Origin of the sequence: Myroides injenensis M09-0166 (assembly GCF_000246945.1) — a bacterium.
GTDB lineage: Bacteria > Bacteroidota > Bacteroidia > Flavobacteriales > Flavobacteriaceae > Flavobacterium > Flavobacterium injenense.
In genome coordinates this window covers 1-12,464 of the sequence record NZ_BAEX01000095.1, presented here as the reverse complement: position 1 = coordinate 12,464, position 12,464 = coordinate 1, and the positions used below count along the sequence as shown (strand labels likewise).

General features: G+C 31.5%; 9 protein-coding genes. 2 read left to right on the top strand and 7 right to left on the bottom strand.

Annotation, left to right across the window (positions count from 1 at the left end; all coding sequences use genetic code 11):
- Positions 1–58: 58 nt before the first annotated feature.
- The 6 genes from RH98_RS13190 to RH98_RS13165 all read right to left on the bottom strand — a co-directional run bounded on the left by RH98_RS13190 (position 59) and on the right by RH98_RS13165 (position 7,885).
- Positions 59–2,938 carry a serine hydrolase domain-containing protein gene (locus tag RH98_RS13190; RefSeq protein ID WP_010255746.1) on the bottom strand — a complete coding sequence of 960 codons (2,880 nt, stop codon included), beginning with the start codon at positions 2,936–2,938 and terminating at the stop codon, positions 59–61.
- A gap of 85 nt (positions 2,939–3,023) precedes the next feature.
- Positions 3,024–3,509, bottom strand: coding sequence for a hypothetical protein (locus tag RH98_RS13185; RefSeq protein ID WP_010255744.1), 486 nt, complete (start codon positions 3,507–3,509; stop codon positions 3,024–3,026).
- Between the two features lie 5 nt (positions 3,510–3,514).
- Positions 3,515–4,306, bottom strand: a complete 792-nt coding sequence (locus RH98_RS13180; RefSeq protein ID WP_010255741.1) for a (Fe-S)-binding protein — start codon at positions 4,304–4,306, stop codon at positions 3,515–3,517.
- Positions 4,307–4,363: 57 nt separating this feature from the next.
- Positions 4,364–5,692: a 4Fe-4S dicluster domain-containing protein gene (locus RH98_RS13175; RefSeq protein WP_010255738.1), complete on the bottom strand. Its 1,329-nt coding sequence runs from the start codon at positions 5,690–5,692 to the stop codon at positions 4,364–4,366.
- 43 nt (positions 5,693–5,735) lie between these two features.
- Entirely contained in the window at positions 5,736–6,692 is a 957-nt protein-coding gene (locus RH98_RS13170; RefSeq protein ID WP_010255736.1) for an MlaD family protein, read from the bottom strand.
- 56 nt (positions 6,693–6,748) lie between these two features.
- Positions 6,749–7,885, bottom strand: coding sequence for an N-acetylmuramoyl-L-alanine amidase family protein (locus tag RH98_RS13165; RefSeq protein ID WP_010255734.1), 1,137 nt, complete (start codon positions 7,883–7,885; stop codon positions 6,749–6,751).
- A gap of 125 nt (positions 7,886–8,010) precedes the next feature.
- Here RH98_RS13165 and RH98_RS13160 point away from each other — a divergent pair, with 125 nt between their 5' ends.
- Both RH98_RS13160 and RH98_RS13155 read left to right on the top strand, forming a co-directional pair.
- On the top strand, positions 8,011–10,701 hold the full coding sequence (locus RH98_RS13160; protein ID WP_010255732.1) for a putative LPS assembly protein LptD: 2,691 nt from the start codon (positions 8,011–8,013) through the stop codon (positions 10,699–10,701).
- 37 nt (positions 10,702–10,738) lie between these two features.
- Positions 10,739–11,119 carry a Rid family detoxifying hydrolase gene (locus RH98_RS13155; protein WP_010255730.1) on the top strand — a complete coding sequence of 127 codons (381 nt, stop codon included), beginning with the start codon at positions 10,739–10,741 and terminating at the stop codon, positions 11,117–11,119.
- Between the two features lie 36 nt (positions 11,120–11,155).
- Here the strand turns inward: RH98_RS13155 and RH98_RS13150 are convergent, their stop codons facing one another.
- Positions 11,156–11,920, bottom strand: coding sequence for an RDD family protein (locus RH98_RS13150; protein ID WP_010255727.1), 765 nt, complete (start codon positions 11,918–11,920; stop codon positions 11,156–11,158).
- Positions 11,921–12,464: the final 544 nt, after the last annotated feature.

Below are 12,464 nucleotides of genomic sequence, written 5' to 3'. Positions count from 1 at the left end.
GCCTCATTTATAATCATGATTATAAATGAGGCTTTTTTTTGTAGAAACTTTGATTAACTTATCTTTCTATAGACTTATAAATCAGTTCTTGAATATTCTCTCTAATATTCTCTTTTGACAATTTATTTACATTACTATCTGGATAAGTTCTATTAGATAGAAATACATAGATTAAATCTTTTTCAGGATCCGCCCAAGTCATTGTGCCAGTAAATCCTGTGTGTCCAAAACTTGTCATAGAGACACATCCACATGTAGGTCCAGGTTTTCCTTCTTTTTGAGGTTTATCGAAGCCAATACCTCTTCTATTTCCACTAGCACAATATGCACAATCATTAAAAGCATCAAAGGTAGAAGTACTGAAAAATTCAACACCTCCATATTCGCCTTTATTTAAATAAAGTTGCATCATTTTCGCAACGTCTAATGCTGTACCAAATAGTCCTGCGTGTCCAGACACACCACCTTGCATAGCTGCCCCCATATCATGTACATATCCTTGCACTGTTGTATATCGATAATAATTATCTTCCTCTGTTGGAGGAATTTCATCCATACTAAACTTGCGCAAAGGTAAATATGTTAAACGATTAGCTCCAATTTTTTGATAATAAGTGCGATCTACTAATTGATCTAAAGGTGTATTGTATTTATTCTCAACAAACTCTTTCATCATTATAAATCCTAAATCACTGTATTTATAATCGCCTTTCTTTCCTAATTTTGAATCTTTAATAATTTGTAACATGTCTTGATTATACCCTTTTTTGATAAAAAGATTCTCTGAAACTTGAGTTGGGAAATCAATTGTAGTAAAATAATTATAAATGGTTAAATCAGGTTTACCATTACTATCTAATGTTCTTTTGTAAAAAGGTATCCAAGCAGGTAATCCTGACTGATGTGTTAATAAATCTTTGAATGTTATTTTCTCTTTGTCACTCCCCTTAAAGAATGGTAACATATCCCCAAGTTTTGTATCCATTCTTACCTTATCATCATCATACAATTTAATCAACATAGGAAGAGTCCCTAATATTTTGGTTAATGAGGCTAAATCATATAAATCAGTATCTTTTACTTTTACATCTTTTTTATATGTATGATAACCAAAAGATTTATTGTAGATGACTTTACCATGTCGCGCAATCAATATTTGCATTCCAGGAGTTAACTCTTTACTGATAGCATAATTTGCAATACTATCTATTTGATTTAACACAAAGGGATTTATACCTTCATTACGAGGCGTTGAAAATCCCAATCTATTAAGACTTTTTGTTTTTATACCATCTTCGACTTGAAACTCACTATTAATTGTGACTGGTAATTTTCCTTTTGCTCCTATTGCACCAAATATGACTTGAGCAGCTGCATTATGAGCAAATACATTATTTTGATAGCCAATTACAATACTATTGATATTCTTAAAGTTCTTTATAGAAGAAAGTGTATACGGTTTAGTGAATGAAACTAGTACTGTTTTTTTAGAAGAAGCTACTTTTTCAATAATACTTAATTCATCATTTGAGAAATCTTGATTTCTCCATGGATTATCTAGTTTATGATAGCCAATTATAACCAACGTATAGTCATTTAACTTATCTAAATTATCTTTACTAACTTCTGTAACATTATCAAAATTTTGCAACATGTTATAAAAAGTATCACCTGTATCATCCCCTAACTTTATATAAGCTATCTTTTCTTTCTCCAAGTGTTTGATGGGTAATAATTTATCATTATTTTTTATTACAGTTATTGCTTCTTCATACAAATGAGTATTTAAGTCATCATACTCACTAGTATTTAAATCAGCTACTAAGTGATCGATTTCTATTGGGGTAAACTTCGTTAAACCTGTTTTATATTTATACTCCAAAATTTTCTTCACTGAATAACTTAAACGTTCTTCTGTAATTTCACCATTTTCATAAGCCGTTTTAATAATCTGTAAAGCTTTAGGAACATCCTCAGAGAACAATAACAAGTCGTTACCTGCTTTAAAAGCTGCTAAATCAACTTCTCCTGGTTTAAGATAATTAGCTGCGCCTTTCATATTTAAAGCATCAGTAAAAATCAATCCTTCATATCCCATTTCTTCTCTCAATAATTTTGTAACTACATTATATGACAAAGAACTTGGGATATTATCATTTGGTTCAAATGCTGGCAAATTTAAATGTGCAACCATAATACTAGCTACATTATTCTTTATTAATTTTCTATAAGGATATAGCTCCACTTTTTCTAGGCGATGCTTATCAAAATTTACCACTGGTAAGGCGTGATGAGAATCAACAGAGGTATCCCCATGCCCAGGAAAATGCTTTGCAGTAGCAAATACATCTTGACTTTGATATCCTTTTGTAAAAGCTGTAGCTCTATCAGCTACAATTTCGCGAGTCTCTCCATATGATCGGACTCCTATTATTGGATTTTTTGCATTAGTATTAATATCTACTACTGGTCCAAAATTAAAATGAAATCCTAATCTTTTAGCCTGTTTTGCCGTCGCTACGCCAAGATTCTCTATTAAATCTAAATCTTGGACAGCCCCTAAAGTCATATTATATGGAAAACGATAAGTAGAATCCAATCTCATACTAAGCCCCCACTCTCCATCTATACCAATTAACATAGGTAATTTACTTAAACGTTGTAATCGGTTAGTCATTTGTGCCTGTCGAACTGGTCCACCTTGAAAAAAGATTAACCCGCCTATATATTGATTGTTTATTAAGTTCTCTAAACTCTGAATATGAGCTTCATTCTTATTTGAATAGGCTGCCACCATAAATAGTTGTCCTATTCGTTGTTCTAGAGAAAGTGTATTATAAACGCTATCTACCCATTGCTTTTGTTTTTTAATATAATCTTGATTCTGACCAAATACAATTGTAGTTGTCAGTAATAATAATAGTGTAAATCTTTTCATTAGTCGTTTTTTTCAAGCAAAAAAAAATCATCATCAAAAAAATTGATGATGATTTTTTGATATTGGTAAATTTAAAAAATCAAATCTATTTAAAAAAGCGGCTATGCCAACTTTCTATTGCTGGTACCTCCCAGAACTCTCTATATTCTCCTAAATCATTTACTAAATTATTGAATACAATAGTATTAGCAGATACTGCTTTTGTTTTTACCAATTGTTTAAATTCAATTAAAGTTTTAAAAGCTATAAATTCACCCGTTTTGTAAGTAACATTCATTTTGTCTAGCAAATCAACATTGTATTTTTGCTCTAACTCCTGAATAACTTTAACTGATGAGTCAATTGAACAACCTGAAGCCGAATGAACTTCTTGATCAACAGCTAATATAATAAATCTATTATATTTCACTTCAAAAGACGCTTTTAATGGTGTCGCATGAGCAACCCAATTTTCAGTAAAATCTAGTAAGATTTTTTCAATTTCTTTAACCTCTTCGTCTGTGAATTTTCTATTTGATTGGTAAATCCAAACTCTAGAATGATCAGGCATTTCTTCTATAGGCGTATACATAATAACTACAAATCTTCTGCGTTAGCAATTAATTCAGCGACATCTAAAACTTTTACTTCGCTTTCTTTTTCTTTAAATTTCACACCATCAGTAAGCATTGTATTACAGAAAGGACATCCTGCTGCAATAATTTCTACTCCTGTACCAATAGCTTCCTCAGTTCGTTCAACATGAACTTCTTTTGAACCTGGTTCTGGCTCTTTAAATAATTGTGCTCCACCGGCACCACAACAGAATCCATTAGCTCTAGAACGTTTCATTTCTACTAGTTCAGCATCTAACTTTTCTATTAATTGGCGAGGTGCTTCATATACCTTATTTGCACGTCCTAAATAACAAGGATCATGAAATGTTATTTTCTTTCCTTTAAAATTTCCCCCCTCAATGGTTAAACGCCCATCATCTAATAGAGATTTAAGAAATTCCGTATGATGAACAACCTCATACTTTCCTCCTAAATCAGGGTATTCATTTTTTAGCGTATTAAAACAATGTGGACAAGCGGTAACAATCTTTTTAATTTCATATCCATCTAACACTTGGATATTCATCATTGCTTGCATTTGAAATGCAAACTCGTTACCTGCTCTTTTTGCAGGATCACCTGTACATCCTTCTTCTGTACCTAAAACTGCAAATGATACATTTGCTTTATTTAAAATCTTAACGAATGCTTTTGTTATCTTTTTAGCTCTATCATCAAAGCTTCCTGAACAACCTACCCAGAATAACACCTCTGGTTGTTCTCCTCTAGCCATCATTTCTGCCATTGTAGGCACTACTAAATTTGCTGACATAATTTGCTGTGTATTGAGATAATTAATGAGTTGTACATTAATTACGATGTTAGTTAATTAGTTTTCGTCTTTCCAGTTTAAACGATCCATTTGATTATACTGCCATGGCGCGGCATTATTCTCAACATTCTGCATCATATTGTTTAACTCTACTGGCGCAGCACTTTGCTCCATTACCAAGAAACGACGCATATCCATAATAATAGACAACGGACTAATATCTATTGGGCATTCCTCAACACATGCATTACATGTATTACACGCCCATAACTCTTCAGCAGTTATATAATCATTTAATAAAGTTTTTCCGTCGTCTACAAATTTACCATTATTGGCATCCATTATTTTACTGACATCTTCTAGTCGATCACGAGTAGACATCATTATCTTACGAGGTGATAATTTTTTACCAGTAATATTTTGTGGACAAGATGAAGTACATCTCCCACACTCTGTACAAGAATATGCATTTAATAATTGTACCCAATTTAAATCCATCACATCTTGCGCTCCAAATTTACTAGGTTCTTCCTCTACATTATCAGCTGGTGCAGCAAAGGGATCAGCATTTGGATCCATCATTAGCTGTACTTCTTTTTTCACTGACTCTAAATTATCAAACTGTCCTTCAGGATTTAAATTAGCAAAATATGTATTTGGAAATGCTAAAAAGATATGTAAATGCTTAGAATAGTATAAATAGTTCATAAAGAACATTACCCCTACTATATGTGCCCACCAACAAAAACGTTCAATAAACACTACAGTAGAAGGATTCATTCCATCAAATATTGGACTTATAAAATTTGAAATAGGAAAAGCTCCTGCTAATATATAATGTGGATATCCAATTGTTTGTAAATAGTTATCTGCCGCGTTCATAACTAAGAAAAAACACATTAATATCGTTTCAATATATATAATATTATTAGCATCACGTTTAGCCCAACCCTTCATCTCTGGTTGATTAAAACGTTTAAGTTTCACTATATTTCTTCTAATCCAAAATACAACTACACCAAATATCACTAAGAATGCTAGTATCTCAAAAACACCTATTAAAACATTGTACCCTGTTCCTAAAAAACTAAAAGCACGATGTGTCCCAAATAGACCATCTATGATGATCTCCAACATTTCGATATTAATAATTACGAATCCTACATAGACAAAAATATGTAGAATTGCTGGTATAGGTCTTTTGACCATTTTAGATTGCCCTAACGCAACGCGTATCATGTTACGCCATCTCGCTTTAGGATTATCAGATCGATCGACTGCTCGCCCCATCTTAATATTGCGTATTAGCTTCTTTACATTTCTGTAGAAAAAACCAAAACCAGCAACCAATAAAAGTAAAAATAATGCTTGGCCTAAATACTGCATAATTGTAATAATTGATTCAATAAATTGTTAGTTTTTTGTTGGTTTAGTTGTTGTCTATATTATTTTCTTCTACTATTACACTTTCTTCTGTAGGTTGGTAAGGTGTCGCTTTTTTACCAAATAAAGAAAAATGAACATAGCGTTTAGGATTCTCTTTTAAATCACGCAATAATAATTCTAATTCTTTCGATGCTCCTGTTAGATTTGAATACAATTGCTCATCTTTTAATAGTTTACCTATAGAACCTTTGCCACCTTGAATATCCGACATCATTTTATCTAGATTTCCAGTAGCGTTGTCTAATTTAGCAAACGTACTTTGAATATCCAAAGTTTTTAATTGTCCAGACAAATCAACAAAGTTAGAACTCATTGTATTTAAGTTATCCATCGTACCATTAAATTTAGGACCTGCGGTAGCTAATAATTTATTCGCCCTAGCTAAAGTACCATTAAGCTCTGATACTGAATTCTTTAAATCATTCTGCATTTTATCATCCATAATATTATTTACTGTAGAAATCATCTTATCAGCACTTACTAAGACTGATTCTAATTTGTCTTTCAATGGTGTTAATTCACCCATCAACTTATCTGTAAGCTCTGGTTGAACATCTCCTTTTATATATTGTCCTGATTCAGCATAATCTGTATCACCAAATTGGGGATCGATAGAAATTGCTTTCCCCCCTATTAATCCTGGTGAGTAGATTGTAGCTACACTCGACTTCGAAATTGCCATAGGATGAGTCATTAACAACTCTACTATTAATTTCCCTGTCTGTTGATTAATACTAATTTTTGATACTTTACCAATAACTAAACCGTTAACAGTAACATTGGAAGAAGTTGTCAATCCTTCTACATTATTGTATTCCACATAGTATCTAGCACTGTTATCAAAAATATTTTTCCCTTTCAAAAAAGAATATCCCCAAATGAACAAAGCTATAGCACCTATTACTAAAATAGCTGTTTTAATTTCTCTTGATATTTTCAAAACTCTTTATTTTATTAAACGCAAAAATAAACTTTTATTTTTAAAAGCCTCTGTAATTATTTTAAAGCTTCTTCTACAGTAATTTGCTTCCCATTCTTATAAGCTACAATGAAAGAAGACTTATGACCTTTTGATTTAGCAATTTCTAAGTTCTTTTTAGCTTGTTCATAGCTACCAGTCTCAGAATAATAATACTTATTAATCTTTCCACTTTTAACCATACTCACATCACTCAATCCATTAAAATTTGATGGTTTAAGCGCTAAAACACGGCTACTTGCAGCGATTTGCACCTTAAAAGTAATCCCTTTCTTAACTCTATTAACAGTTGTTTTACTCTCTGTTTCTACTTTTTTAGTCTCAGTTTTTTTCTCAGTCCCTTTATTTTTAATGGTGTTATCTGCTACGGCTGCTACTGTTCCATTACTATAATATGCAGCTTTATAAGCTAATATCCCTTTTGCAATAGACTCAGCTAATTCTTTTTGTCCTTTTTTAGAAGTAAGATATGCTCCTTCATCTTTATTTGATACAAATCCAAGTTCAATTAATATACTTGGCATGAAAGCGCCATGTAACACCCAAAAAGGTCCTTGCTTTACTCCTCTATTCTTTCGCTTAAGCTCATTTGTAAAACCATCTTGAACCCTTCCTGCCAAGTCAATACTTTGATGAATATAGTCTTCTTGAATAAGTGTCAAGCCAATGATTGACTCAGGAGATTTAGGATCAAAACCAGCATATTGAGTCTTATAATCATCCTCCAACATAATTACAGAGTTCTCCGTTTTGGCAACATCTAAATTTGACTTATTTTTACTTAACCCCATTACATAAGTTTCAGTACCATAAGCCGCATTTGAATCTACACCGTTACAATGTATAGAAACAAAAACATTCCCATTAGCATCATTAGCTAATATTGAACGCTCCTTAACAGGCACAAAAACATCTTTATTCCTTGTATAAAAAACTTCTACATCAGATTGTTTTTCCAAAATTTTACCCACTTCTAAGGCTACAGCTAATACAATGTCTTTCTCGACATTCTTTCCGTGATTTGTTCCAGAATCTTTCCCTCCGTGGCCAGGATCCAGAACCACTTTGAATTTTTGATTATTCTGAGCAGATATAGCTACTGCAAAAAGTAAAAACGTTAGTAAGGCAAACAGTTTAGAGTGACTGCACTTCATAAAAAAGATATTTATAATTGTGTATAATTTGAATTAAATTACATTTTTCAGAAAAAATATATGTAAGTTTGACACGCTAAAAATAACGAGCTTAGTTTTTACAAAAATAGCATATATAATAAGATTTGCGAACAAATATTTTTAATATCGTTTTAGTTTTATTTCTTTTCTGTGCTCTGACTACTAGTACTAGTAAAGCGCAAGAATTTAAAAAGAAATCTACTACCTTAATAACCAACCCTATTAAAGACTCTATAGCATCTCCAAAAGATACTATAGCAATTCCTCCTACAGTTAATACTGACACCATTAAAGCTAAAAAAGATTCTTTACCACCAAAGCCAAAACCTCTATTAGATGGCGTTGTAGAAAGACAAGCTAATGGATACGAAAGTTTAGACTATCAAACTGGTGAAATAACTTTATATGATCAAGCTGTAATAGAATACCTAGACTTCAAATTAGAAGCTGGTAAAATCATCTACAATATTAATACTAATGAAGTATCGGCAGGTGGTATAAAAGATAGTGTCGGCAATATGTCACAATATCCTATATTTACTCAAGGAGGACAAGTAGTGGAGCCTGATTCTATCCGCTATAATGCTAAAACACAAAAAGCTTTAGTTTGGCAATCTAGAACTTCACAAGGTGAATTTAGAATAAAAGCTGAGTTGACAAAGAAAGAGAATGACTCTGTTTATTTTATGCAAAATGTTATTTTTACAACTGCAAAAGACTTAGATGACCCCGAATATTACTTTCAATCAAAAAAAATAAAATTAGTACCTGGTAAAAAAGTAGTTACTGGAGTAACCAATATGGTTATAGCAGATGTTCCTACTCCAATAGGATTACCTTTTGCTTTTTTCCCGATGAGCGAAAAAGCTGAATCAGGTTTTATAATTCCAAGTGTTGGAGATACTAACCAACAAGGTTACTATCTACAAAATGGAGGTTATTATTTTGCTATAAGTGATAATGTCGACCTAACTTTACAAGGTGATTATTATACCAATGGTAGTTGGGGATTGCGCTCAAATAGTAATTATGCCAAAAGATATCGATATAACGGAAGGGTATTACTTCGTTATGAGAATAATATTTTTAGCGAAAAAGGACTACCTGATTATATGTCTTCGAAATTGTATAACATTCAATGGAATCATAGCCAGGACGCCAAAGCAAATCCTACTTCACGTTTTTCTGCCTCAGTAAATATGGGTAGTAGCCAATATTTTAGACAAACAAATAGTTCATATAATGTTGGGGCATCTTTAAATAATACGATGAGTTCATCGGTGAGTTATTCAAAAACTTTTGAGAGTACTCCACAAGTAAATATGTCGTTGACTGCTACGCATTCACAATCTACAAATACAAAACAAATTAATATGACACTACCTACACTTCAAGTAAGTGTAGATAGGATTTTTCCTTTTGCTCCAAAATATGGTGCCAAAAAAGGAATTATTAAAAACTTAAACTTATCATACAACTTAAGAGGTGAAAACCGCGTACGTATTCACGAGGATAACTTCTTTAAAAAAGAGATGTATGATAGTTTAAATACAGGATTCCAACATAGTATTCCAATTTCGACTAACTTTAAATTATTTAAATATTTTTCTGTTACTACGGGAGCAAACTATAATGAAGTATGGTATTTTAATACCATAAAAAAACAATATAATCCTGAATTAAACAGAGTAGAAGATATTAGAGTGAATGGCTTCGATAGCTTTAGAACTTATAACTTTAATGCAAATGTAGGAACTACTATTTACGGAACATTTAACTTTAGTAAAGATGGTAGATTACAAGCAATACGCCATGTAATGCGCCCTAGTGTTGGTTATTCTTACACTCCTAGTTTTGAACAGTACTATGATACCTATGCAATAGATGCTACAGGTCAAACAATACAAGACTATACTCGTTTCCAAGGCGGGTTATTTGGTGCTCCAGGTAGAAGCAATTCTAATATGTTAAACTTTAACCTTAGCAATACATTTGAAGCTAAAGTTAGAGATGATGAGAATAGTAAAGGAGAGCCTAAAAAAATTATGTTGTTAAATAGCTTAAACTTTAGTACTAGTTATAATATGTCTGCAGACTCATTAAAATGGTCTCCAGTTAGGGTTAGTACAGGGACAGCTATCTTTAAAGATAAAATGCAGATTAACTTAAATGCAACCCTAGATCCATATGCATTAGACAACAATAACAGACGTATTGATACTTATAATATTAATAATGGTGGTAGCTTATTTAGATTAACAAGTGCTAACTTAACTGTTAACTGGTCTATGTCTAGTAATGATCCTTGGTTTAATGGCGGACAAGATAAAAATCAAAATTCAGAAGATAACGGTGGTCGTGCCGACGATTTATTTGGTAGAGCAATGGAACTTGGTGACACAAGAACTAGTATGTTTGACAACCAAAAAGAACGTCCTTTTGAAGGCTTCTATAATGCCAAGTTACCATGGGATTTGACTTTTGCCTATTCCCTAACCTATAACAACTCCTCTAGACAAAATGAATTAGTAAACAATTCATTAATGGTTTCTGGAAATATAGAAATCACACCTAGATGGAAAGTAGGTTTCTCTAGCGGTTACGATTTTGTACAACAAGGAGTTACTTTTACCCAATTGCGTTTTGAGAGAGATTTATTGAGTTGGAGAATGGACTTTTCATGGGTACCTATTGGAACCTATACAAGTTGGGGATTCTTTATTGGTATCCGATCATCAATGTTAAGCGATATCAAATGGGAAAAACGCAAAACACCAGACAAGAGATATAGATAATAACAATAAGACTTTAATCACTTTAAATACCCTTAAAATGAAAAAAATAATAAACTCAGAAAAAGCTCCTGCTCCTATTGGTCCATACAACCATGCAGTAATGGTAGGAGATTTATTATTTATATCAGGACAAATTCCTTTTGATCAAGTAACTGAAACACTGATAACAACTGGAATAGAAAATGAAGCAAAACAAGTAATGTCAAATTTACAAGCTATATTAGAAAAAGCAGAAATGACTTTTGAAAATGTTGTAAAAGCTACAATCTTCTTAACAGACATGAATGATTTTTCTATTGTAAACGAAGTTTACGGAAGTTACTTTAATAAAGAAACTGCTCCTGCAAGAGAATGTATTCAAGTCGTAAAATTACCACGTAATGTCAATGTTGAAATCTCAATGATTGCATCAAAATAAAAAAGGATAGCTAGAAGCTATCCTTTTCATTTTATATTAATTACTCATCGTAATATTTGCTATTTCCCAATCTGTATTATTAAGTTTAATTAATTGTACATTGATTACTTTCTCTTTATTCTCTCCTATTAATTTAATTCTAAATTTAGCCTCCTTACTTCCACCCATTGAGAAAATAGTTCCTTTTATCATTCTTGACTTCTTAATCATACCTACCTCTTTAAATATTGTTTTATTAATATATAATTGAGATAATGCTGCCCTATATGGTCTGCTATGACTTAAAGCATTCTTATTCCATTGAATAACACCGACTATTCCTATTATGATTAAAGCAAAGAAAAGTAAAAACTGTAATTTATAATTAACTAATACTTTACGCACTTTGACAGTCGTTTTCAGATGTACATCAGCAAGTCGTCTTTTATCATTATTAACTAACCAAAATGCAAACTCAATTGGCCAAATTAAAAGATATATATTTCTATATATTAACTTTTTAAAAGATGGTGTATTTCCTGTATCTGTATTGACAATCTGCAGTCCCATTATCATCTTTCCAAGGCTTATACCATTAATGCAATCCTTAAATAATAAGATAAAATTAATAATTAAAATAGAGAATAAGACTGACCATGTGCTCTCTAATAAAAAATCGACAAATGAAGAACGGCTAAAAACTATAAACAAATAAGTTATTAAAAAATAAAGAAGCATAGCAAATACAAAATCAATTATATAAGCTACCAGGCGAAGTACCCACAATGAAGGTTTAAAATCTTTACTTGTTACTTTATTCATAAATGATTGTTTTTAATACTATAATAGCAACTTAAATACAAGTATTATACTGCAACTTGTTATATCATAAGTAAACATATAACAATAATTATGCTGATTTGAATAATCTCTTAACTATAACGTCACAATATAGTATTTTAATATGTAGCTTATCTAGCAAGTTATACTTCTACTAGTTTATTTTGCTTTGCATGAATAGCCTTTTGTTCTAAAAAATACTTTATTCCCAGATAATTCCCCCCTCTTTAACCACTAAACAACAAATAATAAAATCCACTAATCACTCCTTCGGATGGCGTTCATAAAAGAATTGCTATTTATAAAAGCAGAAGAGTATTTTCTGAAAATCATAATTAACATCTTAAATTACTTTCTGAACAAATCATCATTAATTATAACCATTTAGCTCACCTTAAAACTGGCTTTCCTAATTTTAGTAAATATAATTTGCAACAATTTTACCACAACTAATGAGATAAATCTGAATATAAAAAAACACTTTCAAAACTTAAAAACTACTTCATTAGACTACAATACTACGTGT